The organism is Dyadobacter sp. CY351 (assembly GCF_021502625.1).
GTDB lineage: Bacteria > Bacteroidota > Bacteroidia > Cytophagales > Spirosomataceae > Dyadobacter > Dyadobacter chenhuakuii.
Genome location: NZ_JAKFFU010000007.1, coordinates 1 through 25,588 on the forward strand (window position 1 = coordinate 1; position 25,588 = coordinate 25,588).

Genomic DNA, 25,588 nt, shown 5'->3' on the forward strand with positions numbered 1-25,588 from the left:
TTGCCAGAATCCAATTCTTTTAGGATTTTGACGATCTGAGTTTCTGTGAATGTGTTCCGTTTCATAGCAGATTAAAATTAGAAAATTTGTCTAATTCATCACCACTCTGTTTTTAGGGAAGCGTACAGGTATTTGCAACCCAAGCACCTTCACGTTTCTAAAATAATAAGCGTAAATCTTCAAACTTCTTATCCATAGACAATTTGCCATTCTACGTTTAATGGAATGTGGCAAATTGACAAGGTGCCTTGTATTCTCGCAATATATATTGAGTTATAAATTATATCTATGCAATTCTAGGTGAAAAAATTCGGTCGTTAAAGCGTAATTTGGACGATAACCTGAATCTTAGCTTTCAAGCTGATAGACCGTATATTTCAGTTCGCTAAACAGCAGGAGTACACCTTAATTCGTAATTCAACCTTCGAATCGCAGCATAGCCGTCTCACTTGAAGCTTGCAATATCATTTTTAACCGATAACTACTCGCTCAAAACAAATATCCAAGGGCTGCCAGTCTCACTAAACACTGAGATAGTTGGGTTTATAAAAAAAGCCTGGCCAAATACTGGCCAGGCTTTTTAAAGTATGTGTAAGTTTTAATCCTTGGGCATGGATGTGCCAACTTTTGACGGTCAAAGCCAAATCACTTTGTTTTCGTGTATTCAGCAGCTGTTACGGGTTGTAGCCACTGGACCCTTCCGTTAGCATGATTAGGCGTGACAGCCATTTGAACAAAGCCGGTTTTGGGAGAAGCGCCGTGCCAATGCGGCGTGTCAGGCGGACATTTCACCGCATCCCCTTTTCGAAGTATCTGGATCAGCTTACCTTTTTCCTGATAATAGCCTACACCATCAATGGCAATAATGCCCTGAACACCTCCATGTGAATGCCATCGGACCGCCGATGCCAGAATGTTCTGGCGCCTGGCTCGAAGGTGACGGATGATACGGGGATGTTGAAGACACTATCCGCTGAAATCAAGGGGTGAACCCATGCTTTTCCAGTAAAATTGCTAGCTGGGGCCAGCTGTCCTTTGGGAAAGATCGAGCTACTACTTTGTGATTCTGTGTTTTTTACCTGGGCGTTTACAGAAATATGAGCAAGCACCAGCAGCAATGCTAACTGCAAACGTACCAGTCCACGTGATCGCCGAATTTTCCCTTGGAAGTTCATTTAATTTGGGTTATCTCCTTCTTTGACTTGCAGTTGACAATCAATCATATTTGCGAGCGGGTGCAACGTTTCCCACTGATCAAATTCAGTGTATTAATTTACAGTCTCGAAACAAGTGATGTCTTCCCTAGTCTAAGAATTTTGTTAACCCGAAGCTACTGATTTGACTACCCCCTAAAAAATATGGAAGGGCAAATCAGTAATATTGGTAGACAAAAAGGTAATCTGTATACCATTTTCTCCCAAAGCAACGCCGAAATTTACGATTCAAATAACCTGTGGAAATGCCAACAGAGGGTCACCAATTCGAAAGCGAATAAATATAGTAACATCAACTCACCATCAATGTAAACACTATTCACCATGGCGAAAATCACATTAAACATTAACAAAAAGGATTACCCGCTGGAAGCTGATCCGCAAATGCCGCTTTTGTGGGCGATCCGCGATCTGGCTGGCCTGAAAGGGACGAAGTATGGATGTGGCGTAGCGCAGTGCGGTGCTTGCGTGGTGCATTTGGATGGAGAAGCAGTCCGTTCATGTGTGACCAGAGTGAGCCGCGCGGCAGGAAAAAAGGTAGTGACGATCGAAGGTTTGTCAGAAACAAATTCACACCCTGTCCAAAAAGCTTGGCAGGAAATTGACGTGCCGCAATGCGGTTACTGCCATTCGGGGCAGATCATGTCAGCTGCTGTGCTGCTGCGCGAAAAGCCAGAGCCCACCGACCAGGATATTGACGATGCGATGGCTGGTAACATTTGCCGCTGCGGCACATACCTGCGCATTCGTGAGGCGATCTATACAGCTGCCGAGTTGCAGAAGAAAACCAGTACGAAAGGGTAATATCATCCATTTTCAAATTCACTTTATGAAGCAAAAACCAGAAAATAGGATGAAGCAATTTGTTTCGAAAAAGGCCGCTGCAATGGTGTCTTTCTCCATTTTTATCATCGCCGTCGGAACATCCGCATTCAGAAAGGATGTGCCGGCAAAGGAGATTACATTCAATATTGTTAATCGTGATAGCGTGGCGTCTGTACAGGCTTTTGAGATCGTTTATAAAACGCTGATGAGCCCGCGCTGCATGAACTGCCACCCGGCGGGCGACGTGCCCCTGCAAGGTGACGACAGCCATTTGCATGCCATGGGACCCAAACGCGGCCTGGATGGGAAAGGCGTTTATGCCATGAAATGTTCCAATTGCCACCAGGAAAGCAACATCGCAGGCCTGCATATGCCTCCCGGAAACCCAGATTGGCACTTACCACCTGCTGCCATGAAAATGGTTTTTCAAGGAAAAAGTGCGCATGAGCTGGCCAAACAGCTGGTTGATAAAAAGCAAAATGGCAACAAGGATATGAAAAAGCTGATCGAGCATGCAGATGACGGACTTGTGCTGGCAGGCTGGAATCCTGGGGAAGGCAGAACATTACCGCCGGTAACGCACGCAGAATTTAAAAAAGCCTGGATCACTTGGCTACAAAGTGGCGCTTTTGCTCCCAAAAAATAACCTTAAACCGAAATCATCATGAACCAAGATAAAACAGGCCTGGACAGGCGCTCATTTTTGAAGGCTTCACTCATGTCCGGTGGTGGGCTGATGCTGACCGTTAGCTGGTTATCCAGCTTCAAATCTGCTGATAAAAGCGAAGTGCTGAACTTGCCTGAGCAGTGGGCGACATTGAATGGTTACATACATATCCTGCCTGATAATAAGGTAAAACTGATTTGTCCCAACCCTGAATTTGGACAGAATGTAATGACTTCATTGCCGATGATGCTGGCCGAAGAACTGGATGTTGATTGGAAAAATGTGAGCGTCGAAATGGGGCCACACGATCCGGCCAAACTCGGGGCGCAGTTTACAGGCGGAAGCAATTCCGTTCGCATGTACTGGAAACCGCTTCGCGAAGCCGGGGCCGCAGCCAGACAAATGCTGCGTGAAGCTGCCGCCCAAACCTGGAATGTAGCGGCTAGCGAAGTGACGACCAAGGCAGGAATCTTGTCGCATTCAAGCGGCAAATCAGCCAAGTATGGCGATATGGCCAGCAAAGCTGCCAGCGTGCCGGTGCCGAAAGATCTAAAATTGAAGGAGCCGAAGGACTTCACGATCGTCAGGAAATCTAAAAAGAATGTAGAAATACAGAAAATTACATCAGGCAAGCCGCTTTTCGGGTTGGATTATAGTGTGGACGGCATGCTCATTGCCATGATCCAGCACCCGCCCGCTTTCGGGATGAAACTCAAATCTTTCGATGCCGCCGAAGCATTGAAGATGCCTGGCATTAAAGATGTCTTCACCCTAAAATTATATGGGGATGATTTTGAACAAGGCGGTTTTGATACGCGCACGTTCAATGATCTGCTGGTGATAGTTGGTAATAGCACCTGGGAAGTGATCAGTGCGCGTAAGAAGCTCACTGCTAACTGGGAAGCCGCAGGTGATCGGAAAGAAATGATGGCAGGAAGGGACGGTAAGAAAAGAGAAATCACAGTCCCTGGTGCGCTGGAAAGTACAACCACACAAATGCAGCAAATGCAGGAATACGCAGCCCGACCGGCACAAGAATTGAGAAGGGACGGCGATCCGGAAGCCGCATTTAAGAATGCTGCCCAGGTGATCGAGCGGACATACAATGGGCCGTTCCTGGCGCATAATACCATGGAACCGATGAATTTCTTTGCCCATGTGACCGATGAAAAAGCCCTTTTGGTCGGGCCATTACAGGCTCCTGGCTGGACGGAGCCAACCCTGGCTAAGCTATTGAACCTTCCTGCCGACAAAATCGAAATACAAATGACGCGCATGGGCGGCGGTTTCGGTCGCAGGGCTTATGGACATTATCTTTACGAAGCAGCGCTGATTTCAAGAAAAGTTAAAGCGCCGGTGAAGCTGATGTATACCCGCGAAGACGATATGACTTATGGCATTTACCGCCCTATGTACACCGCTACTTACCGCGCGGCTTTGGATGCCAATAAAAACCTGATTGCATTTCATGTAAAAGGAGGCGGCATTCCCGAGCATCCGATACATGCAAACCGTTTTCCGGCCGGGGCTGTTGACAATTATCTGGCAGAAGGCTGGCAGATTGCGTCTAACATTACCATCGGCGCTTTCCGTGCTCCGCGTTCCAATTTCAACGCAGCTGCCGAGCAGTCGTTTTTGGATGAAGTGGCAGAAGCAGCTGGCAAAGATCCAATCGCATTCAGACTGGAACTTTTGAAAAGGGCAAAGGAAAAGCCCGTAGGCAAAAACAATGAATATGATGCAGACCGCTACGCGGGGGTGCTGAACCTGGTGCATGACAAATCAAACTGGGGCAAGCCTGGTAATGAAAAGTATAACCGTGGTGTGGCTGCTTATTTCTGCCACAATTCCTATGCAGCGCATGTGGTGGATATGGTAACGCGCGACGGCCAACCTTATGTGGAGCGGGTATTTAGTGCGATGGATTGCGGCATTGTTATAAATCCGGATGCTGCCACCAATATGGTCCAAGGGGCGGTTGTTGATGGGATCGGAAATGCATTTTACGGTCAGCTAACTCATAAAGAAGGTGCCGCCCAGCAAAGCAATTTTCATAATTACCGGATGATCCGGATTAACGAAGTTCCCAAAAGCATTGACGTTCATTTTGTCCAAAACGACCTAGACCCAACCGGGCTGGGGGAACCTCCGTTTCCACCGGTTTTTGGGGCAGTAGCCAATGCGTTATACAAGATGAAAGGCAAACGTTACTATAACCAGCCTTTTAAGGATGAAACGGAAAAGGTTATTTGACCGGAAAGGAATCAAAAGTTGGCGTCTAGTTTGGCAAGTGTAAAAGTAGAATTTTAGTTTACCCATAAAGCGCGATCGTATAATTATGTACGTCGCGCTTTTACTTTGGATTACATCTCACCGTTTTTTGAAATTATTTGCCCAGTAATATTGGTAGACATACCCGTAATCTGTGTAAGTCCCATCTGCGGGATAAGCCTGAAATTTGTGTCATCAAATTGAAATTTAAAAGGCTCAAACAAAAGACAATCATCATATGGAAACGCGAATATTAGGTAGTAGTGGACTGGAAGTTTCTGCTATCGGCATGGGATGCATGAATTTAAGCTTCGGCACTGGTCATGCAGTAGCGGTCAGCGAAGGCGTTAAAGTGATACGGGCGGGTTACGAAAAAGGCATTACTTTTTTCGATACTGCCGAAGCTTACGGGCCCTTAACCAATGAAGAGTTAGTCGGTGAAGCATTAAAGCCTTTTCGTAAAGAAGTAATCATCGCTACCAAATTTGGAATGATTTCCGACACAGGTATCAATAGTCAGCCTACTCACATCCGCAAGGTGGTTGAAGCTTCATTAAAGAGGCTCCAAACAGACTATATCGATTTACTTTACCAGCACAGGGTTGATCCCAATGTACCCATCGAGGATGTGGCAGGCACGGTGCGCGACTTGATTGCCGAAGGTAAGGTGAAGTATTTCGGGCTTTCAGAAGCGGGTGCTGATACGATCAGAAGAGCCCACTTGGTTCAATCTGTCACTGCTGTACAAAATCAATATTCAGCCTGGACGCGGGAACCGGAAGCTGCGGTAATTCCAACATGTGAAGAACTTGGCATTGGTTTTGTGCCATGGGGGCCGCTAGGAACCGGATTTTTAACGGGCACAATATCGCCGGACGCAACATTCGATGCTGCAACAGACCTTCGGGCGTCATTTCCCAGGTTTACAAAAGAAGCCATGAAGGCTAATATGCCATTAGTGACGATGCTGGCCGAGATTGCCGCACGGAAAGGCGCATCTACTGTTCAGATCGCACTTGCCTGGTTACTAGCTCAGAAGCCCTTTATTGTACCCATTCCTGGAATGGATAAGATCGCCTACATTGACGACAACATTAAATCCGCAGAAGTGTCGCTTACCGCAGAAGATTTGCGGGAAATCGAAAACGGGCTTTCACAGATCAAAATTCAAGGTGAAAGACTCAATAAGGACCTACTAAACTTGTCAGAATAGCAGTAATTAATTTCATCAATTCTTATCATTAAACTTAAAAATCAACATGAAAACCAGGAAGTTAGGAAGCAACGGATTAGAAGTATCCGAGATAGGATTTGGTTGTATGGGTCTGAATTTCTCATATGGTCACAGCATCAGTAAAGAAGATTCCATCTCCTTGTTACGGGCAGCCGTAGAAAAAGGAATCACCTTTTTTGATACCGCCGAAGTGTATGGTCCATATACCAATGAAGAAATCGTTGGCGAAGCATTCGCTCCAATGCGTGAGCAGGTGGTGATCGCGACAAAATTTGGCTTCAACATTCAGGACGGCAAAATGGCAGGCACCAACAGCCACCCCGAGCAGATCAGAAAGGCGGTCGAAGGGAGCCTTAAACGGTTGAATACTGATTACATTGATCTTTTGTATCAGCACCGTGTTGACCCAAATGTTCCTATCGAAGATGTCGCAGGAACTGTGAAAGAATTGATTGGCGAAGGGAAGGTAAAATACTTTGGACTCTCCGAAGCAGGTGCCGACACAATCCGAAAGGCGCATGCCGTGCAACCCGTTTGTGCTCTGCAGAATGAATATTCACTCTGGTTCCGCAAACCGGAAGACGAAATTATTCCGCTACTGGAAGAATTGGGTATTGGCCTGGTGCCTTATAGCCCGCTGGGCAAAGGCTTTTTGACCGGCGCGTTTGACGAAAAGACAGAGATTGCAGCCAATGATTTTCGTCAGAACTCTCCTCGTTTTAGCCCGGAAGCAAGAAAAGCAAACCTGGCTTTTGTTGACCTGCTCAAAGATTTTGCATCTACAAAAAGCGCCACACCAGCTCAAATTGCATTGGCTTGGCTGATAGCCCAGAAACCGTGGATTTCTCCAATCCCAGGCACGACGAAATTGCACCGGTTGGAAGAAAACATTGGCGCTGCCAGTGTAGAACTTACGCAGGAAGAAGTGAAGGCCATCACCGGGGAAGCAAACAGATTACAGGTAACAGGTGGTCGTTATGTCGAAAGCATTGAGAAAACGACCGGGCTCTAATATTCTTCCGACGGCTCAAATCCAAATGATAATATTCCTTAAAATTCAATCTCTGATAAAGCCCATTCTTAGTTTGGGCTTTATCTTCTTGTCACTGTTATCCTTTGCCAGTTCAGCCGGCCGGCACGATCAGTCAGTAAGCCAAACCAATTCAAAGGTCAGGACGAAAGTTCTTGTCATTGGGGCTAGCGGAAGCCTTGCCAGGTTTGTGATTGATACGCTGCAAAAGCGAAGCGATCTGCATCTAACGCTACTGGCACGCGACAAAAGCAAGATCAATAATAATACGTCCGGATGCACAATCGTGGAAGCGGATGTTTTTGATTACCCCAAGCTTAAAGCCGCCATTGCTGGTCAGGATGTAGTGTATATTAACCTGGCTGGCGAGCTGGAAGCAATGACAAAAAACATTGTAAATGGTATGAAAGAGACAGGCGTAAAACGGGTTATTGCTATCAGTTCAATAGGTATCTATCAGACGCCCCTGAAACCAGTTCTGGTACCGTACCGGAAGTTGGCCGATGTCCTGGAAGGCTCGGGCCTGACATACACCATTCTACGCCCAAATTGGTTTACAAATGGGAATGAAATAGATTATGTCCTGACGAAAAAGGGTCAACCTGAGATAGGTACAGCAATTTCCAGAAGAAGCATTGCTGCCTTCATTGCCTGGTTAGTTACAAATCCAGAAAAACATTTAAACGAAAATCTTGGGATTAGCAAGCCTAGGTAGGGTAAAGAATGGCAATCGTGTATGATTGCTAAATTGACAGATAAAACAAAACCATATGAAAACAGTAACATTAAACAACGGCGTAGAAATGCCAATATTAGGTTTGGGTGTTTATCAAATTCCTAACCATTCAGAGTGTCAAAAAGTAGTTACCGATGCTCTGGAACTTGGCTACCGCTCGATCGACACCGCTGCTGGTTATCAAAATGAAGAAGCAGTGGGAATAGCTATTAAGGATAGCGGCGTGAACCGGGAAGAGCTTTTTGTGACTACGAAATTGTGGATTTCAGACAATGGTTACCAAAAAACCAAAGCAGCATTCCAGACCTCATTAAACAAACTACAACTCGACTATTTGGATCTGTACCTGATTCATCAGCCCTATGGCGATGTGCATGGCTCATGGCGGGCAATGGAAGAGCTGTATGAGACTGGAAAAGTCAGGGCGATCGGCGTAAGTAATTTCTTTGATGACCGTGTGATGGATTTGATCGTCAACAACAAGATAGTCCCGGCAGTCAACCAGGTCGAAACACATCCTTTTTACCAGCGGGAACAGGATCTTGCATTTTCAAAGGAGAATGGTGTACAGCTGGAATCCTGGGCTTCATTTGCGGAAGGGTGTAATGAAATGTTCACCAATGAACTGCTTTCTTCGATTGGGGCAAAATATAATAAGTCAGTTGCCCAGGTTGTTTTGTGCTGGCTCATTCAACGCGGCATCGTGGTGATACCTAAATCGGTCCGCCGCGAAAGAATGAAGGAAAACTTCGAAGTTTTTGACATTGAACTGACCGCAGAAGATATGCATGCAATTGCAACAATGGACACAAATGAAAGTCTGTTTTTCAGCCACCGTGATCCATCAATCATCAAATGGTTTTCGACAATGATTAGGTAAGAGAATTATCGCCTGAAAACCAAAAACAGCCCGTAAGCATTTGGCTTACGGGCTGTTTGCATTACTGTACATATTATTCATTAAACGTATCAGGGCAGCTTTAAGCCCTGCAGCCATCGTGCAACCTGTCCATCAACCTGCACTTGCTTGTCACCCTGCATTACAAACAAGACGCCATCCCGCTCGATACCACCCTGCGTAGAGAAACCATCAAGCACATTGCTTTCAGCTGCAAGGCTCTTGACCTGATCGAAACTGGTACCGATACCATAGCCGGCATTGGTATTGAAGGGGGCGATCGTTTTTCCTTTAAGGTTATACTGGGCCAGAAAGCTCCTAATTGGCGGCGGCAGCTGCATTCCCCACGTAGGAAAGCCCAGGAAAATCATTTCATATTTCTCGATTGAATCGATCCTGGTCGCCAGTGGCGGCAAAAAGCCTGACGCATTTTCCCGGGCAACCTGATCGACCGTAGTCCTGTAATCGGCTGGATACGGGTTTTGTAATTCCAATGTAACCAGTTTTCCGCCCACCTTTTGCTGGATGATCTCAGCGACTGCCTTTGTGTTTTTTGTACGGGAAAGGTACACGATCAGGATCCGGTCCGCAGATACATTCATTGTCGGCGCTTGGGTAACGTCCGGCTGTCCGCTGGTCGAACATGAAAGCACCGCGAGCAGCAAAACGATCGACATTAAGAAACTACTTTTCATACAATTGTCAGCTCACACTTCTTTCGTTTAATTCAGCACCCGGTACTCATTAGGCGTACAGCCCACACGCTGTTTAAAAAGCCGCGTGAAATGCTGCGGATACTTAAACCCCAGATCATAAGCCACCTGAGCCACAGATTTTTCCAGATCAAAAATCCGTTCTTTGGCAATATCAATTACTTTGGCCTGAATGTACTCCTGGGCCGTTTTGCCGGTTTCTTTTTTAATAACATCACCGAAATAGTTTGCCGAAAGATTGAGCTCGGCCGCACACCAGGCTACGGATGGAAGCCCGTTTTCGTAAGGCTTTTCTGAGGAATAATAGCCATTCAATACACCTTCGAAGCGCTCGATGATGCTGTTGTTTGAATGATCACGTGTGATAAACTGCCGATCATAAAAGCGGGTGCAATAATCCAACAGCAATTCAATATTAGACGAGATCAATTTGCGGCTATGTTTGTCGATAGATTGGTCGAGTTCATGCTGGATTTTTCCGAAAAGGTCTAGAATAATCTGTCTTTCCTTGTCTGAAACGTGTAGGGCTTCATTGACGTCGTAGGAAAAGAACGAGTAATCCTGAATTTGCCTTCCCAGCGGTGTTCCCTTAATAAGGTCGGGATGGAACAATAGTGCCCAGCCCTTCGGCTCAAAAGTTTTGACACCAGGCAGCACGCCCATCACCTGACCTGGCGCGATAAATACAAGCGTACCTTCCTGATAATCATAGTGGCTGCGGCCATATTTCAATTCTCCACAATCCAGCTCCTTCAAATACACCGCATAAAGCCCAAAATTGAAGGTCTTTGCTGGCATGGGCTCTGCTTTGGACAAGTCCAGCAGGGTTACCAGCGGATGCTGCGTTTTTACTCCACGCATGTTATTGTAGGCAGCAACACTATCAAGCTTAACAATCTCTTCCATAATCTTTTATTGTTTACTGACTTAAAGTTACGCAGTAGGCTTGCTATCAAAAAGTCCAGGCATGCGAATCGGTAATAATGGTAGCTAAAACCGTAATCTGTATCCTACTTGACTAGCCGGAGCGAGTGAAATTTGCATTATCAATTCATAGCAACGAACAAATGGAAAGCAGGAGAAATTTTATCAAAGCTACGACGGCGCTGGGTGCTGGGCTTTTCGTGCCGTCCATACAGTCAAATGCACAACCGGCCAAACCGGCCGCCAAACTTAAAACAAGGACGCTTGGCAGTGGAAAGAATAAAATCGAGGTTTCTTCGATCGGGCTGGGTTGCATGGGCATGAGCTATCACCGCAGCTTTATTCCCGACAAAAAATACATGGTTTCCCTTATTCATAAAGGACTGGATATGGGCGTTACTTTTTTCGACACCGCAGAAGCTTACGGACCTTACCGGAATGAAGAGTTGGTGGGCGAGGCGCTAGGTGCGAAACGCAAGGACATTGTGCTGTGCACCAAGTTCGGTTTCAACATTCAGGATGGAAAGCTGGCCGGCACCAATAGCGACCCAAAGCATGTTCGTGCCGTGGTCGAACAATCTCTAAAACGACTGAAAACAGATTACATAGACCTTCTTTATCAACACCGGGTAGACCCGAATGTGCCGGTTGAAGATGTGGCCGGAACAGTTAAAGACATGATCAAAGAAGGAAAGGTTAAGCATTTTGGGATGAGTGAAGCAAGCTCCGAATCCATCCGAAAAGCACACGCCGTGCAGCCGCTCACCGCGCTGCAAAGCGAATATTCTCTAATGACCCGCCAGCCAGAGCAAGATGTGATCAAAACCTGCCAGGAGCTCGGGATTGGATTTGTTCCTTACAGCCCGTTAAGCCGTGGTTTTCTTTCCGGGTACATTACCCAGAATACCAAATACAATCCAGCCAATGACAACCGTCCATCGCTGCCCCGCTATCAGGCCGATGCGATTAATGCCAACTGGGTGATGATTGATACACTCAAAACTTTCGGCGACCAGCGGGGACTTTCCGCTGCCCAAGTCGCATTAGCATGGCTGCTGGCGCAGAAACCTTGGATCGTGCCCATTCCCGGAACGACCAAGCTCGCGCATTTGCAGGAAAATCTTTGGGCAATGGATTACCAGTTCACGCCTGACGAGCTTGGTGAATTAACTGCGGATCTGGACAAGATCACGATCGTAGGCGACCGTTACAGCGGCCAGTCCGCCGAGCGGGTAAATAAATAGGAATACACTTTGCATATTATGCAGAAGGAAGCTTTAAACAAATGGGAATGAAGAAAGTACTTATAATCGGTGCGAGCGGAAGCCTTGCCCGATTTGTAATCGATGCTGTTAAAGCGCTCGATGAGACCCGACTAACATTATTTGTTAGAAACCGCCGCAGATTGCACCAGGGTGCCGAGCAAGGAACCACCGTTATTGAAGGCGATGCGATAGATTTCCACAGCGTACGCCAGGCAATCAGCGGACAAGATATTGTATATGTGAACCTGGCGGGTGATCTGGAAACCTTGGGGGCCAATATTGTGAAAGCAATGCAGGACACCTATGTAGAGCGCATTATTGCAATCAGCTCTATTGGAATTTACCAAACGCCTTTACGTCCGGTCCTGACACCTTATAGAAAGTTGGCAGATATAGTCGAAAACTCCGGGTTGACCTACACGATCCTTAGACCCGATTGGTTTACCAGCGATAATGAGGTCGACTACAGGCTAACCCAAAAAGGCGAGCCTGAATCAGGCACCGCTATTTCCCGAAAAAGTATTGCTGCATTTGTTGCGAAAATTGTGGAGAACCCCGATTTGCATCAAAACGAAAACCTTGGAATCAGCAAGCCGGAGTAGCATTTCTGGCTTGTTAATCAAAACTTAAACTAATATGATCATGCAACAAGTAAAAGCATACGGAACAGAAGATCCTTCGACTCCACTACACGAGCTAACCATTAAGCGTAGAGCGCTTCAAGCCCACGACGTTCAAATGGAAATATTATTTTGTGGCATTTGCCACTCCGATCTGCACCAGGTAAAAGCCGACTTTGGACAGTATCCCCCGCCCATCGTACCAGGTCATGAAATATTGGGTAGAATAACGGCAGTCGGTGATCATGTCAAAAACTTCAAAGTGGGCGACCTGGCTGGTATTGGTTGTATCGTTGACAGCTGCGACCATTGCGAGTATTGTAATGAAGGCATTGAGCAGTTTTGCCAACAGGGTGTAACATTCTCTTTCAACAGTCCCGACAAAGTTTCAGGCGGGCACACGTTCGGTGGTTTTTCTAAGAGCTACGTTTGCAACGAGAGATATGTGCTGAAAATGCCTGCGTTCGAAAATTTAGCAGCTGCGGCCCCGCTGCTCTGCGCGGGAATTACTGTCTACTCGCCGCTGAAACACTGGGGTGCCGGGCCAGGCAAAAAGGTAGGCGTGTTGGGCATTGGTGGTTTGGGCCACGTGGCTATCAAAATTGCAAAAGCAATGGGTGCCGAAGTGGTTGTTTTTACCACATCAGAGAGTAAAGTGGAAGATGCCAAACGTCTGGGCGCTGACTTCGCTGTGTTATCGAGCGATGCCGATGCGATGGCGGCCTACACAAATAAGCTGCATTTCATCATTGATACTGTTTCAGCTAAACATGATGTGAACACATACCTTGGTCTTCTTCGCCATGATGGAACAGTCGTGCTAGTCGGCCTTCCCCCACAACCGCTTGAAATCGGTGCATTTAATGTAGTGATGGGAAGAAAGAGCTTCGCCGGATCCAATATTGGGGGCATTGCCGAAACACAGGAAATGCTTGATTTCTGCTTTGAGCACAACATCACTGCTGATAGAGAAATTATTAATATTCAGGACGTAAACACAGCGTTCGAGCGTCTTGAAAAGGGTGATGTGAAATACCGATTTGTGATTGATATGGCATCTTTGACCCAATAGCGGACCCAACAAATCAAAGCGGGGAAGAACCAAAATGTTCCCCGCTTTAAAAAAATACAAAACGATTATTCTAATATGTCAGAAAGTGGAAGCAATCGATTGTAAAATAATCCACTTGCCATTACGTTTTTCCAGCTTCATTTGCTGCTGCAAACGCCATGTATTCCTGCTGCCCCATATACGGGCGTCAACCATGTTCTTTACGGTTACGTCGGCATTATTACCATTTAACGTTATCTGATGGTCAACCTCTTTGGCAGAATAATACTTCATAGTCTCTTTTTGTACTTCGCCAAACCATTCTAATTTCGGTTGCACGTAGCCTGTCATGTGGGTCAGCGTATAATGCTCGTCCAAAATATTATTCATTGATGCCGTATCCCTTGCTACCATAAGCTGGCCTAATTGCCTCACTGTGGCAAGGACCGCCCCTTCTTCGTTTATTGTATTTTGCAGCATTGCTGGTTTTTTGTTTTGAGCTGGCACCTGAATTGAGCTGCCTAGTATGAATGCTATTAAAAGGATGTGTTTCATAAAACAAAAGTCCCCTTTTTACATCGCGTAGCTTATACTGATTACTTGAATCGCTACCATTTTTACTGGTATTCTGCCGGTATCTCGTACCCCCGACAACAATCTGATAATCTGGCAGAACCCCATAAATCTCACAGGTAATAATGGTAATTCAAACCGTAATCAGTATAACCATTTCGTTAAGGAATGCCTCGAAATTTGTTCCAGGATATTTGCTGAATTGTCAGCAAAAACATGATAAGCTTAAAACATAAAATGATGAGCACAACAAAAGATATTATAGTACTTACTGGTGCCGGCCAGATTGGAATGGCGATCGCCAGAAGAATGGCTTATGGAAAGAGAATTCTTGTAGCCGACTGGAAATTAGAGAATGCCCAGGCGGTTGTAAAAACATTGAATGAAGCTGGCTTTGATGCGGTTGCTTTCAAAGTAGATATCTCTTCCAAAGAATCCATTCTCGAATTAATTGAAGCGGCAAGCAAAGAAGGGGAAATCGCTATGCTGATCAATGCGGCGGGATTATCGCCTAGCCAGTCTACAAAGGAGCACATTCTTGAAGTAGACTTGTACGGAACTTCCGTATTACTCGAAGAGTTTGGCAAAGTGATCAAAAAAGGTGGCTCGGGCGTCACAATCTCCAGTCAATCCGGCCACAGAATGCCAGCACTTACCCCACAAGAAGATAGATTATTAGCATTAACTCCTGCCGACGAATTGTTAGAGCTCGAAATGCTCAAACCTGAAAACATCAAAGATACGCTTCATGCCTATCAGATGGCCAAGCGCTGCAACGCCAAACGCGTGATGGCCGAAGCTGTCAAGTGGGGCGAGCGAGGTGCCCGGATTAATTCAATTTCGCCAGGAATTATTGTCACACCGCTGGCCCTGGACGAGTTTAATGGTCCGAGAGGCGATTTTTACAAAAATATGTTCGCCAAATCGCCAGCCGGTCGCCCAGGCATTGCTGATGAAGTTGCCAACGTGGCCGAGTTACTGATGTCAGAAAAAGGTGCATTTATAACTGGTGCCGACTTTCTCATTGATGGCGGTGCCACCGCATCGTTCTTCTACGGCCCCCTACAACCTGAAAACAATTAAACATGCCTGGTAAACCAAAATTTCACTACGGCTACGTAATCGTAGTCTGCTGCTGCCTGATTATGGGCATTGACATTGGACTGGTCATGAGCTGTGCGGGTGTTTTCTACAAACCTGTAAGCTCCGACCTTGGCGTTTCAGTCGGGGATTTCGGACTTTACATGACTTTCATTTATGCTTTATCCTTTTTGATGCTCTCTCTTGCGGGGAAGATGATGGAAAAATTCAGCGCAAGGTGGCTACTCACGATCAGTTCCGGGATTTTAGGACTCGTATATATCAGTATGTCAACATTCCAGGCAGTGTGGCAGTTTTATGCTGCGGGGACGTTGATCGGTGTGGCACTTGCTTTTCTTTTATATCTGAGCTATCCCGTTTTAATCAATCGATGGTTTAAAGTTAGGGTCGGTTTTTTCATCGGCCTGTGTAGTGCTGCCTCGGGTGTGGGTGGGGTATTATTCAATCCACTCGCTGGTCGTTTAATCGCGGAATACGGTTGGAGAAATACCTACCTGATCTTTGGGATTGCCATTTTATTAATAGTAACCCCACTGCTTGCATTATTGCTTCGCAGCCATCCCCAGGACATTGGTTTAGCTCCTTTTGGAAGTGATCACCAACAAAACAGCGGAATGCCTATGGGAGTCACCTTTCAGCAGGCTACCAAGAGCCCCGTTTTCTATTTGCTGCTTGTGTTTGCTTTTTTTATGATTTCAGTCTCAACATTGAATTTGTTCCTGCCCACTTACATTACTAGCTCCGGATATTCGGTTCAGCAGTCGGCCCTGGTAGCTTCCTTGGTCATGTTGGGCGTCACCATTGGAAAGGTAGCACTAGGTTGGATAAATGACATAAGCCCTCTGAGGGGTGTTTTAACTTCTACAGGACTTGGAATTTTAGGATTAGTCTTCTTGCTAACGGGGCAAAGTAACATCGCATTCATGCTTGTTGGCGCTTTCCTGTTTGGCTGGGCATATGCGGGTGTAACTGTGGAAACAGCTCTGCTAGTCCGTTCAGTTTTTGGCAGCAAAGATTATGCTCGTATTTTTTCCATCATTTCCATAGCGCTGGCTGCAGGTGGGGCGGTTATGGCTGGGGGGTGGGGTTACCTTGCTGACTTTATTGATTTCAAATTTATCCTCATTGCTGGCATCGGGTGTTTAGTGATTTCAGCTTCAATCGGCCTTTACGCATTATTTAATAGAAAGATGTATTGAATAAATAAATGAGCTTATTTGAAAGCCAATCCGCCACGGGATCATTCATCGTCTCATAGTTCTTCCATTGTAGAAGCTGTATCCCCGGTATGTAATCACTATAAGGTGCATAAAAAATCGGTGGTTTAAACGAACTATTCTCCTTGACTGTTGATATAGTATTTGCAAGCTGTGAGAGCCCTTATTAGTTTAATCAATGAAATATGTGACACGTTTAACTGTAATCTTTCCCATTTAGCTTTACTGATAATTGATCTAAAATCCGTGCAACTTCCTTAATCCGCTCCACAATCCGGATATTCTTTTCTTGCAAAACAACCAATCGTTCGAAATTGTCGCTATTCCTAATATGCAGGGCCAAAATTCGGTCTTGTACTAAGGATAATCTCTCATTGTTGAAAGAATGGTATCTGGTTGAAGGGGTTGATTGTTTCATCTGAGATCTGGTGATAGTTCCCTGGAAGCTTCCAGGTTACCCTGATTACAGTGGTTTCCACTATCAGGAATAATTTTTTACTTGGCTCCGGCTTTGAATTATTCTTAATAGAATGGGACCAAACATACCCGGATTTGATAAACCTAATTTGGATAAACTTGAATTTAGAAGTATTGAAGAGTTAGAAGCCTATGAACAAATCCTTAATGGAAATAGGTTGAAATGTCAGCTTCAAATTGATCAGCTGACAAAAATGCTGTATCGGCTTTACAAGATCAAAGTCATGGATTAGCTGACCATTAACAGGTATGGATTTAAAAGGCCCGTTTTTTTACCAATCTGAATATATGGGCAATAAGCAACTTTTAGTGATGATCGACGATGATACCGACGATCATGAAATATTTAAAATGGCCATCAACGAGCTTAATGAACCATTGCAATGCCTGTTTTTTTTAGACTGTGAATCTGCAATAGCACATTTTTCAATAAACACGTCAACACCTCCCGGATATGTCTTCATCGATCTGAGGCTGCCCAGGATAGATGGTGACGAGTGTTTGGAAGAGTTGCAAAAGTTAAAACAGTTCGATGGGCCGTGGCTTGTGGCATATTCTTCTTCTATCCCGACGGAATACCGCAGCAAGCTATCCCGAATTGGGGTGGACCAGTTTATCGAAAAGACAGGGTCGATACAACAGCTTACCAGTCAAATACAGAATTTGCTCTTAACGAGCTAATTACAATTGATGTTGGATCATTCTTACACCAGCTGTTTACTCTTACAAATGGACAAAACAACCAATTCAACATGGCCGCAGGCCGATATCAAGTTGACAATACGAGAATTTTTGAAAGTTTATCAAAAAAACCCGTTGGCAATGGCTAAACTGCAGTCGCTTATTGAATCGCAACCAGCTCTTAAAGAAGGGTCACATCACTGGCGGCCCACCTCTGAGGACGGAAGGGAATTTACTTTACAAAGACCCCACACAGACAATCTTCCATACGTTCTGGCCTGGTCGCAAATATTAGATGATCGCGAAGTCTTATGTGCGATAAATTTGGACCAGCGTAAGCAAGCCGCATTGTATGTGACAATAGATCAAGCCATGTATGCCCAAGATGAAAAACTGTACCGCTTTTTAGGACCTGGACAAATCCCAGCGGAATTAAATATAGAGGATAGGAATGGAAAATCGGTCCGGCTTACCATACCGCCTAATACACTTGTCATTTATGGGAAGCGATCAATGCTTTTGTAGTTTTCAGAGAAAGTAAATGCTCACGGATGGATCGATAATTGCTAGGGCACCGCTTCGCAGAAATATTGGACATCAAAAAACTTTATGGCATTTATTGATAGAGTATTACAAACCCCATCATATGGGTGGTCTGATCAGGCAGGTGAGCTGATCAAACCAAAGGCAGGACAGATTTTAACGGAATTTTTTACCAGGTTGAATGTCTTTGCAGACCGCAGGAACTGGCTTCCCTTAATGAGCTGGGTCAAGGTGCTGTGCACAATACCATTACTGATGCTATTTCTTTTTAAGTTTATCAGCTTACCCTTATTTGCCGCAGCCTTTGTATATAGCATGATTATTATGGGCACGCACGGCACGATTTGGCATCACCGGTATTGTACCCATGGCGCATATAAATTCCGCAACAAATTCTGGCGGATTGTCACGCAAAATCTGACTGTCAGCATGATTCCAGAAGAGATCTATGCAATTTCCCATCATGTCCATCATGCCAAATCTGACCAGCCAGGCGATCCCTATAATGCACGGGCTGGTTTCCTTTACTGCTTTCTGGCCGATGTCAACCATCAGCCCATTGCAAAAGAGCTGAGTGAAGCGGATTACAACCGTGTAAGGCTGCTTATGAAACATACAGGCGTTGAAGGCAATTCCTACAAGCAATATCAAAAATGGGGCTCTTACGTTCCCCTAGGTCAGGCACTTTTTGCCTGGCTGCTAAACTGGTCGTTTTGGTACTTTTTATTCTATGCTGTTGGGGGGCATGCACTGGCTTGTTGCCTTTTTGGTGCTGCCGGCTTTTGGGCCGTTGGCGTACGTACGTTTAACTATGAAGGGCATGGTAAAGGCAAGAATCTGCAAGTTATCGGCGTAGACTTTAACACAAAAGATCAATCTATAAACCAGGTTTGGCCCGGTATCGTTGCAGGCGAATGGCATAATAACCACCATTTGTACCCCAAGAGTGCACGTAGCGGTTTTAAGCCTTACCAGGTTGACTTAGCATGGTACTATATCAAATTTATGTATATGATTGGCGCAGTTACCAGCTACAAGGATTCAAAGCAGGATTTTTTAAAGCGATACCATACGCCATATTTGCAAAATCAAAAGGTTTAACTTGCTCCGCATAGCATTTAATGCGTTGCTTATATACATCTGAGCTCAGTTCAACTGAATTTATGGTAGGATTAGAGCAGTAAGACTACAGTTGACATTTCAAACAACGTTTGTTAATGTGAATCAGCAAATCTATTCTTAGTATCACATCAATAATTGATTTTTCAATATCGGGGAAGCGATTGCCGATATCGGGGAAGTCAAAAATTTTAAATTTATACATATTTTATCTTTCCAGAATACTTAGGATACGTATAAGTGTTAGGTAATCCAGAATAGGCACGGTTTTTATGTATGGCGTTGACTTTCAAAAACTTATCGTACACTAAATTCCGCTGTTTATGATTTTAAAAATGGACAGGTTGCCCATCGAGCTGCCAACACCCAACAATCCATCACCCAATGATGCCGCCGCTCTTCAGGAATTGCTAGGAGGCAAGTTTGGAGAAATGTCTACTTTGATGAACTACACTTTTCAGTCGTTCAATTTCAGGGGAAAGAAACGTTTAAAGCCTTTTTACGACGTTACAGCCAGTATTGCAGGTGAAGAGTATAGCCACATTGAAGTCGTTTCCTATGCAATCAATCTGCTTCTGACGGGAACAACCAAAAGAGGTTTTGACCCTGAGCCTGGCCCATTGAATGAGAGCGTCAATGCGCGCATTTCCCGCCATTTCTTATCCAGCGGACAAGCGTCGCTGCCGATGGACTCTATGGGTGACTGGTGGACCGGACAAAATGTGTTTAGTAGTGGTAACCTTAAGCTGGATTTACTTCACAATTTCTTCCTGGAATGTGGTGCCCGTGCCAACAAAATGCGCGTTTACGAAATGGTCACCGATCCTACGGCACGAGAAATGGTCGGTTTCTTACTGGTTCGTGGCGGGCTACACGTAGTGGCATATGCCAGGGCACTGGAAGTGCTTACGGGTGTAGCAGTAACGAAACTTGTTCCTGTTCCCGATTTAAGCAACAAGGCATTTAAGGAAACTAGGAAATACGAAGAGAATGGTGTACACCGCAAACTATATACGTTTAGCAAAGAAGACTATCAGACTGCTGGCTTAATTTTTAACGGGCCGCATCCGGAAGATGGTCAGCCATTAGAGGTGATTTTTGGTTCCCCCGAAGGATACCCAATGCCAGACCTAGAGGAGGAGCCACAACTTAATTCACCTGGTGAAGACGGCATTGATCCTGAAATGTTTGCCGATATCGCCAAAAAGCTAGGTATAAAAATCTAAATGGTGCCAGATCCGAGAATAAATAAAAGGGGTCTAGTTATAACGAGGTTGCAAAAAGTAACCTCGTTATTTTTTATAAAATATACAAAGCTCTTTTACTAATGAATATTTATAAAGAAGTCTAAGTGTACTTTGTTAAAACTTCGATTTTTAAGACGGCCAAGTCATCAAGACGTGCGCTACCGGTATTGTTGTAAATTGCTTAAGCGGGTTATTTTACAAAAGACTTGCTGGATAGACAAAGCCAAGTTTTTTGGGTATTGCAATCAGAAGTTATTTGGGGCTGCACACCTTTTCCAGTAGTCGATCATCACTTTAATTGTTTCTTTAATTTCACCAAATTTACCGGGCTTAACAAAAAAGCCTTGTGCAGATGTGCTATATGCGTCGATAACTACCTGCTGGTTAATCGCAGTGGTAAAGTAAACGTAGGGAATGCATTTAAGGCTAAGTTCTGCATCGGTCTGCAGCTTTCTTCTAAGCTCCAGTCCATTTAGCTGTGGTAGGTTGATATCTGAAATAATAATGAAAGGTCGCTCTTGGCTTGAATAAAGGTAATCCAATGCGGACTGGCCATCTGAAAAATATATCCTTTGGTTAGGGTACCCGAGCTCATTGAAAACTTCTTCTAATACATACTGGTCATCTGCATCATCTTCTATGATGATAATTGGGCCATTTTTATCCATTGGGTAGTATCAGAAATTAAGGCTTAAAGTAGATGCAAACATATATACGCAGCTTGTCATTTTTAGATCACACTCACAAAAAGTAACATTTAAATAGGCGAGTGGTAAGTCACCGCTTGATTCCTTTAATGTTAAATACTGTGCTACCCTCAATAACTTTCTTTAAATTAAGCAACAATTATTTGGAAATGGGGCACTTACAGCCCGCATCCTGTACCTTACCTAACCTTTTTAATGAATTCAATTGAACCACATCATATTGTTGCCATCGGCGCATCGGCCGGGGGCCTTGATGAGCTGGTTGCCTTTTTTGAAAATACACCCCTGGATGGCGTCGCCTATGTTGTAGTCCAGCATTTATCTGCTGATTATGAAAGCAGGTTGGCAGAAGTCTTGTCCCGGTACAGCAAGCTGGCCATGGTTCAGGCGGTAGAAGGGATGGACTTGCGCTCCAATTTTGTCTATGTAATCCCCGGAGATAAGTTTATGACCATTGAAAGGGGCCACTTACATTTAAGCGATAAATCCAGTGTGCGCAGCCCGCACATGACCATCAACACCTTCTTATCTTCCCTTGCTGCGGACTGTGGTCCCAAGGCAATTGGCGTTATCCTGTCGGGCCTTGGCTCTGATGGCAGCGATGGCGTGAAAGCCATCAAAAAGGCAGGCGGGATGGTAATCGCCCGAAACCCGGATACCACCGAATTCAACAGCATGCCTTCCAATGCGGTTGCAACGGGAATGGTAGATTTTATTGTCGAGCCCCAGGCCATGCCGGCTACGATTCAAGATTACGTCCAGCGGGAAATTGATTTACTGGCGGCCAGCATTTCGGATGGAGAGAATATGGCCAGTTTGATTGAGCTTATTAGCCAGCAGCTTCCACTGGATTTCTCAGATTACAAGCAGTCTACTATTCTGCGCCGGATCAAAAGAAGGGCTGCCTATAATAACTTTGAGCAGCTCGAAAATTACCTCGAATTCGCCAAAGGTTCTCCCAATGAAATAGACGCGCTTGCCAAAGATTTCCTGATCAGTGTGACCGCTTTTTTCAGGGACACCGAAGCATTTGATGCGCTGGAAAAACGCATTCTGCCTTCCATCATTAAAAGTCTTTCTACTGGCCAGGAAATCCGAATATGGGTTACTGGTTGTGCTACTGGCGAAGAAGCCTATTCGATGGCAATCCTTCTGCGCGAGCTTTTAGCAGACAAGATCCAGGACCATGAAGTAAAAATCTTCGCTACCGATATTGACAGCGCTGCCCTTACGCATGCTGGTAAAGGCATCTACACTGCTGCCGTGGTGTCCAAGATGCCACAACCTTACCTGGAAAGGTACTTTGTGCAGCAAGGGGAAGATTACAAGGTAAGTGCTGCATTACGGAAGATGGTCATCTTTTCCAGGCATGATCTGGTAAAAAACCCGCCATACTGCAATATGCACCTGATCAGCTGCCGCAATTTGCTAATCTATATGACGCCTACCTTGCAGCAGAAAATTTATCACATGCTTCTTTTTGGACTTAAATCCGAAGGATACCTGTTTTTAGGGTCTAGTGAGAACCCTTCGCCCATATTGAAAAGCCTTAAAGTCATTGATAAAAATGCAAAGATCTATAAGAAACTGGATGCAGTCCCATCAGTAAACTTTGAAACATTTACCGTGCCGGAATATACATATCATAAGCCGGCCAGCTTAGCGGTTTCTCAGCCGGAAGCAAATAAAACCCCCGACCGCACCCTGGATAGTGCAATCCATGAAACGGTACTTAATGAAGAGCAGCGCCTGCTTGTTTGTGTTGATGAAAACAACAAGGTGCTTAAATCTTATGGTCCTACTGATAGGTTTCTTACCCAAAAGATCCTGACATCAGATTTGACAGAACTTCTGCCTGGCCCCTTAAACATTGCATACAAGACAGCCTGCAAGAAGGTGAGCGAAACCCATAAAAAATCGGTGGTAACAGGTGTTGTGATCCAGCAGGGACAACAGGCAATCCAAGTAAACCTGTCGGTTAGCCCGATGGTCTTCAAAGGAAGGCCTAATGGGTTCTTGGTTGTACAGTTGACCGAGGATGAAGGTCCCGGCCTGCCAGCAGGTGCAATGCAGTTTGACGAGAAGCTTTATCTGGACGATTATACCAGGTTTTTAGAACAAGAAAACAGAGACCAAAAAGAGCAATTGGCCGCTGCCAGCGAAAAGCTGTTTGCACTCAACGAAAATATGCAGTCCTTTAATGAGGAGCTGCTCTCAGCCAACGAGGAGATGCAGAGTACCAATGAGGAAATGCAGTCCATCAATGAAGAGCTGCACACAATCAATGCGGATTACCAGTTAAAGAATCGGGAGCTATTAGAGCTTAACGATGATCTGAACAATTACTTCAAAAGCAATATTAATGGCCAGCTTTTTATTAGCTCGGACCTTCGGCTACTGCGGTTTTCGCCAGGAACAGTCCGACATATCAACTTGCTGGAAAGCGACATCGGGCGGCCCATCAGTAATATTTCGACCAATTTCAGGTTTGAAACCCTCTCTGAGGATATCAACAATGTACTGGAAAACGGTTATTCCATTACCCGAGAAATCCAGGCAAACGACGGCAAGTGGTACCAGGTCATGACCATGCCTTATATTCAGCAGGTCAGCAATAAAAGGACCGGCGCAATTATTACTTTCAATGACATTACCAGCCTAAAAGAGATACAACACCAGCTGGACAAAAAGAATGAAATCCTGGTCCGCATAAACGGCGACCTGGATAATTTTGTACATACGGCATCTCATGACTTGCTAGGACCACTGAGTAATATAGGTGTAAGTGTCGGGTTATTGAGTGAAATGCGGGCAGACGATGAAGAGCTAAAACCAATTTTAAACATTATTGACAATTCAGTCAATAAGTTCCAGGCCCTGGTCAAGGACATCGGCAGAGTTGCCAGAATTGAAGACGAAGCCATTTTGACCGAGATGGTAGAGCTGAATGAAATCCTGGACAGTATACTGTGGAGCCTGGGGGACAAGATTAGGCAGACCGGAGCGGTAATTACAAGCGATTTTAAAGTAGGTCAAATACTCTTTTCTAAAAAGAATTTGCGAAGCATCTTATTCAACCTGGTATCAAACGCTATCAAGTACCGATCAGAACATACACCTGTTGTCACCATCCAGACTGCTACGGTAGGCGAATTCACTGCGCTGACAGTCCAGGATAATGGGAGTGGGATGGCCGAAAATGATATTGATAAAATCTTTCATAAGTACCATAGGCTCCAAACTGACCATGAAGGCCAGGGGATCGGGCTTTATTTGGCTAAAAAAATAATCGATGCTGCCGGTGGCAGTATCCGGGTTGAAAGCACGCCTGGCAAGGGGAGCAAATTTGTGATCTATTTTCCAGTAGCCGTGCTACAATAACAGATAGCCAGTGCGTGCTACCTGTTAAGTGGCTTACCCAGATTGTCCACGCTTCATCACCAAATTATTATGGCAAAAAACAAAAAAGCCTTACCTGGAAAGGTTGTCGTCATTGGCACGTCTTCCGGTGGCCTGAATGCACTGAAAACATTGATCAACCAGCTGCAAGATAACTTTCCAGCACCCATACTGGTTGTCCAGCATATTTCAGCTGATGCTACGGGCAGCGTTCTTTTGGACGTGCTTAACAAGCAAACCAACATCCACTGTCAGCATGCTATAAATGGAGATAGCCTTAAAGACGGACATTTGTACCTGGCACCTTCTGATCACCATCTAATGATTGGTGATGACCAGAAGATCCTGGTTACCAAAGGGGCGCAGGAAAACCGCTCCCGGCCTGCGATTGATCCATTGTTTCGCTCTGCTGCTGTTGTTTTTGGCAGCAATGTGATTGGGGTCTTGCTCACGGGTTACCTGGATGATGGAACAGCCGGGATGATTGCGATCAAGCGGTGCGGCGGGACTTGTATAGTCCAAGACCCAACAGATGCAGAATATCCTGATATGCCTGCCAATGCGATTAAGCAGGTAGACGTGGATTTTTGTTTGCCCATTATGGAAATGGGCGGTTTGCTGTATCAGCTTCTGGCAGCAGAACCAGAAAAAAGCGGGCCTGTCCCAAAGGATATATTGATCGAGGCAAAAATTGCCAAACGCGTACTCAGTGATTTACCTGCTGTCAATTCGCTGGGCGACCAGGTGCCTTTCAACTGTCCAGGTTGTGGCGGTGTTTTATGGAAAGTGGACAAAGGCCCCTTGACGCGTTACCGCTGTCATACAGGTCACGCCTATACAGCGCAAGCCTTGATCGCCGAGCAAACTTTGAAGATCGAAGAAACGATGTGGACAGCCCTTCGCATGTTTGAAGAAAGAAGAAACCTTTTAACAACGTTTGCAAAAGAGCAAACCGGGGCAATTAAAAAATCGGCACTTGAAAGGGCCGAGCTTTCACAGGTGCACATTGACCGGATCAAGGCCATCCTGCTTGCAGATGACAAGGGAACTGCTCAGGATACACCCGCTTGATGCAG

General features: G+C 45.3%; 24 protein-coding genes. 18 read left to right on the forward strand and 6 right to left on the reverse strand.

Annotated features, from left to right (window positions below; genetic code table 11):
• Positions 1–645: 645 nt before the first annotated feature.
• Entirely contained in the window at positions 646–948 is a 303-nt protein-coding gene (locus L0660_RS14255) for a cupin domain-containing protein (RefSeq protein ID WP_310589635.1), read from the reverse strand.
• On the reverse strand, positions 846–1,175 hold the full coding sequence (locus L0660_RS14260; RefSeq protein WP_235160081.1) for a hypothetical protein: 330 nt from the start codon (positions 1,173–1,175) through the stop codon (positions 846–848). The genes L0660_RS14255 and L0660_RS14260 overlap by 103 nt, the downstream gene beginning before the upstream one ends.
• Positions 1,176–1,538: 363 nt before the next feature.
• Here L0660_RS14260 and L0660_RS14265 point away from each other — a divergent pair, with 363 nt between their 5' ends.
• The 7 genes from L0660_RS14265 to L0660_RS14295 all read left to right on the forward strand — a co-directional run bounded on the left by L0660_RS14265 (position 1,539) and on the right by L0660_RS14295 (position 8,857).
• Entirely contained in the window at positions 1,539–2,018 is a 480-nt protein-coding gene (locus L0660_RS14265) for a (2Fe-2S)-binding protein (RefSeq protein ID WP_255712343.1), read from the forward strand.
• Positions 2,019–2,067: 49 nt separating this feature from the next.
• On the forward strand, positions 2,068–2,685 hold the full coding sequence (locus tag L0660_RS14270) for a hypothetical protein (protein WP_235160082.1): 618 nt from the start codon (positions 2,068–2,070) through the stop codon (positions 2,683–2,685).
• A gap of 18 nt (positions 2,686–2,703) precedes the next feature.
• Entirely contained in the window at positions 2,704–4,959 is a 2,256-nt protein-coding gene (locus L0660_RS14275; RefSeq protein WP_235160083.1) for a xanthine dehydrogenase family protein molybdopterin-binding subunit, read from the forward strand.
• A 256-nt stretch (positions 4,960–5,215) separates the two neighbouring features.
• Positions 5,216–6,190 carry an aldo/keto reductase gene (locus tag L0660_RS14280; protein WP_235160084.1) on the forward strand — a complete coding sequence of 325 codons (975 nt, stop codon included), beginning with the start codon at positions 5,216–5,218 and terminating at the stop codon, positions 6,188–6,190.
• A 46-nt stretch (positions 6,191–6,236) separates the two neighbouring features.
• Entirely contained in the window at positions 6,237–7,223 is a 987-nt protein-coding gene (locus tag L0660_RS14285) for an aldo/keto reductase (protein ID WP_235160085.1), read from the forward strand.
• 25 nt (positions 7,224–7,248) lie between these two features.
• The gene (locus L0660_RS14290) at positions 7,249–7,956 is read left to right on the forward strand and encodes an NAD(P)H-binding protein (RefSeq protein WP_235160086.1); all 708 of its coding nucleotides are present in this window, start codon (positions 7,249–7,251) and stop codon (positions 7,954–7,956) included.
• Positions 7,957–8,011: 55 nt separating this feature from the next.
• Positions 8,012–8,857 (forward strand): aldo/keto reductase, encoded by an 846-nt coding sequence (locus L0660_RS14295; RefSeq protein WP_235160087.1) that lies wholly within the window; start codon positions 8,012–8,014, stop codon positions 8,855–8,857.
• Positions 8,858–8,946: 89 nt separating this feature from the next.
• Here the strand turns inward: L0660_RS14295 and L0660_RS14300 are convergent, their stop codons facing one another.
• Together L0660_RS14300 and L0660_RS14305 are read right to left on the reverse strand one after the other, a co-directional pair.
• Entirely contained in the window at positions 8,947–9,570 is a 624-nt protein-coding gene (locus L0660_RS14300) for a flavodoxin (RefSeq protein ID WP_235160088.1), read from the reverse strand.
• A gap of 27 nt (positions 9,571–9,597) precedes the next feature.
• On the reverse strand, positions 9,598–10,494 hold the full coding sequence (locus L0660_RS14305; RefSeq protein WP_235160089.1) for an AraC family transcriptional regulator: 897 nt from the start codon (positions 10,492–10,494) through the stop codon (positions 9,598–9,600).
• A 161-nt stretch (positions 10,495–10,655) separates the two neighbouring features.
• Here L0660_RS14305 and L0660_RS14310 point away from each other — a divergent pair, with 161 nt between their 5' ends.
• From L0660_RS14310 to L0660_RS14320, 3 genes are read left to right on the forward strand one after another with little or no spacing between them, the layout of a single operon-like run.
• A complete protein-coding gene (locus L0660_RS14310; RefSeq protein WP_235160090.1) occupies positions 10,656–11,756 on the forward strand; it encodes an aldo/keto reductase in 1,101 nt (366 codons plus the stop codon).
• Positions 11,757–11,803: 47 nt separating this feature from the next.
• Positions 11,804–12,379, forward strand: coding sequence for an NAD(P)H-binding protein (locus L0660_RS14315; protein WP_235160091.1), 576 nt, complete (start codon positions 11,804–11,806; stop codon positions 12,377–12,379).
• Between the two features lie 34 nt (positions 12,380–12,413).
• A complete protein-coding gene (locus L0660_RS14320) occupies positions 12,414–13,469 on the forward strand; it encodes an NAD(P)-dependent alcohol dehydrogenase (RefSeq protein WP_310589634.1) in 1,056 nt (351 codons plus the stop codon).
• Between the two features lie 78 nt (positions 13,470–13,547).
• On the opposite strand, the gene L0660_RS14325 is transcribed toward L0660_RS14320, so the two are convergent.
• Entirely contained in the window at positions 13,548–14,003 is a 456-nt protein-coding gene (locus tag L0660_RS14325; protein WP_235160092.1) for a nuclear transport factor 2 family protein, read from the reverse strand.
• A 255-nt stretch (positions 14,004–14,258) separates the two neighbouring features.
• Between L0660_RS14325 and L0660_RS14330 the strand changes: the two genes are divergently transcribed.
• The 6 genes from L0660_RS14330 to L0660_RS14355 all read left to right on the forward strand — a co-directional run bounded on the left by L0660_RS14330 (position 14,259) and on the right by L0660_RS14355 (position 20,385).
• Positions 14,259–15,104, forward strand: coding sequence for an SDR family oxidoreductase (locus L0660_RS14330; RefSeq protein WP_235160093.1), 846 nt, complete (start codon positions 14,259–14,261; stop codon positions 15,102–15,104).
• Positions 15,105–15,106: 2 nt separating this feature from the next.
• Positions 15,107–16,321, forward strand: coding sequence for an MFS transporter (locus L0660_RS14335; RefSeq protein ID WP_235160094.1), 1,215 nt, complete (start codon positions 15,107–15,109; stop codon positions 16,319–16,321).
• A gap of 744 nt (positions 16,322–17,065) precedes the next feature.
• Positions 17,066–17,497 (forward strand): response regulator, encoded by a 432-nt coding sequence (locus L0660_RS14340; RefSeq protein ID WP_233796357.1) that lies wholly within the window; start codon positions 17,066–17,068, stop codon positions 17,495–17,497.
• A 48-nt stretch (positions 17,498–17,545) separates the two neighbouring features.
• Complete coding sequence (locus tag L0660_RS14345; protein ID WP_235160095.1) at positions 17,546–18,022, forward strand: hypothetical protein; 477 nt, start codon at positions 17,546–17,548, stop codon at positions 18,020–18,022.
• Between the two features lie 84 nt (positions 18,023–18,106).
• Entirely contained in the window at positions 18,107–19,141 is a 1,035-nt protein-coding gene (locus L0660_RS14350; RefSeq protein ID WP_235160096.1) for a fatty acid desaturase, read from the forward strand.
• A gap of 341 nt (positions 19,142–19,482) precedes the next feature.
• Entirely contained in the window at positions 19,483–20,385 is a 903-nt protein-coding gene (locus L0660_RS14355) for a manganese catalase family protein (RefSeq protein WP_233797586.1), read from the forward strand.
• Between the two features lie 266 nt (positions 20,386–20,651).
• Here L0660_RS14355 and L0660_RS14360 read toward each other — a convergent pair whose 3' ends face one another.
• Positions 20,652–21,074, reverse strand: a complete 423-nt coding sequence (locus tag L0660_RS14360; RefSeq protein ID WP_235160097.1) for a response regulator — start codon at positions 21,072–21,074, stop codon at positions 20,652–20,654.
• A 234-nt stretch (positions 21,075–21,308) separates the two neighbouring features.
• Between L0660_RS14360 and L0660_RS14365 the strand changes: the two genes are divergently transcribed.
• Together L0660_RS14365 and L0660_RS14370 are read left to right on the forward strand one after the other, a co-directional pair.
• Positions 21,309–24,494, forward strand: a complete 3,186-nt coding sequence (locus L0660_RS14365) for a CheR family methyltransferase (protein ID WP_235160098.1) — start codon at positions 21,309–21,311, stop codon at positions 24,492–24,494.
• Positions 24,495–24,563: 69 nt separating this feature from the next.
• A complete protein-coding gene (locus L0660_RS14370; protein ID WP_235160099.1) occupies positions 24,564–25,583 on the forward strand; it encodes a chemotaxis protein CheB in 1,020 nt (339 codons plus the stop codon).
• Positions 25,584–25,588 lie beyond the last annotated feature (5 nt).

Bases quoted from the DNA above. Each gene is read 5' to 3' on its own strand.
- L0660_RS14260 (WP_235160081.1), bottom strand. From the start codon at position 1,175: ATGAACTTCCAAGGGAAAATTCGGCGATCACGTGGACTGGTACGTTTG.
- L0660_RS14265 (WP_255712343.1), top strand. From the start codon at position 1,539: ATGGCGAAAATCACATTAAACATTAACAAAAAGGATTACCCGCTGGAA.
- L0660_RS14270 (WP_235160082.1), top strand. From the start codon at position 2,068: ATGAAGCAATTTGTTTCGAAAAAGGCCGCTGCAATGGTGTCTTTCTCC.
- L0660_RS14275 (WP_235160083.1), top strand. From the start codon at position 2,704: ATGAACCAAGATAAAACAGGCCTGGACAGGCGCTCATTTTTGAAGGCT.
- L0660_RS14280 (WP_235160084.1), top strand. From the start codon at position 5,216: ATGGAAACGCGAATATTAGGTAGTAGTGGACTGGAAGTTTCTGCTATC.
- L0660_RS14285 (WP_235160085.1), top strand. From the start codon at position 6,237: ATGAAAACCAGGAAGTTAGGAAGCAACGGATTAGAAGTATCCGAGATA.
- L0660_RS14290 (WP_235160086.1), top strand. From the start codon at position 7,249: ATGATAATATTCCTTAAAATTCAATCTCTGATAAAGCCCATTCTTAGT.
- L0660_RS14295 (WP_235160087.1), top strand. From the start codon at position 8,012: ATGAAAACAGTAACATTAAACAACGGCGTAGAAATGCCAATATTAGGT.
- L0660_RS14300 (WP_235160088.1), bottom strand. From the start codon at position 9,570: ATGAAAAGTAGTTTCTTAATGTCGATCGTTTTGCTGCTCGCGGTGCTT.
- L0660_RS14305 (WP_235160089.1), bottom strand. From the start codon at position 10,494: ATGGAAGAGATTGTTAAGCTTGATAGTGTTGCTGCCTACAATAACATG.
- L0660_RS14310 (WP_235160090.1), top strand. From the start codon at position 10,656: ATGGAAAGCAGGAGAAATTTTATCAAAGCTACGACGGCGCTGGGTGCT.
- L0660_RS14315 (WP_235160091.1), top strand. From the start codon at position 11,804: ATGAAGAAAGTACTTATAATCGGTGCGAGCGGAAGCCTTGCCCGATTT.
- L0660_RS14320 (WP_310589634.1), top strand. From the start codon at position 12,414: ATGATCATGCAACAAGTAAAAGCATACGGAACAGAAGATCCTTCGACT.
- L0660_RS14325 (WP_235160092.1), bottom strand. From the start codon at position 14,003: ATGAAACACATCCTTTTAATAGCATTCATACTAGGCAGCTCAATTCAG.
- L0660_RS14330 (WP_235160093.1), top strand. From the start codon at position 14,259: ATGATGAGCACAACAAAAGATATTATAGTACTTACTGGTGCCGGCCAG.
- L0660_RS14335 (WP_235160094.1), top strand. From the start codon at position 15,107: ATGCCTGGTAAACCAAAATTTCACTACGGCTACGTAATCGTAGTCTGC.
- L0660_RS14340 (WP_233796357.1), top strand. From the start codon at position 17,066: ATGGATTTAAAAGGCCCGTTTTTTTACCAATCTGAATATATGGGCAAT.
- L0660_RS14345 (WP_235160095.1), top strand. From the start codon at position 17,546: ATGGACAAAACAACCAATTCAACATGGCCGCAGGCCGATATCAAGTTG.
- L0660_RS14350 (WP_235160096.1), top strand. From the start codon at position 18,107: ATGGCATTTATTGATAGAGTATTACAAACCCCATCATATGGGTGGTCT.
- L0660_RS14355 (WP_233797586.1), top strand. From the start codon at position 19,483: ATGATTTTAAAAATGGACAGGTTGCCCATCGAGCTGCCAACACCCAAC.
- L0660_RS14360 (WP_235160097.1), bottom strand. From the start codon at position 21,074: ATGGATAAAAATGGCCCAATTATCATCATAGAAGATGATGCAGATGAC.
- L0660_RS14365 (WP_235160098.1), top strand. From the start codon at position 21,309: ATGAATTCAATTGAACCACATCATATTGTTGCCATCGGCGCATCGGCC.
- L0660_RS14370 (WP_235160099.1), top strand. From the start codon at position 24,564: ATGGCAAAAAACAAAAAAGCCTTACCTGGAAAGGTTGTCGTCATTGGC.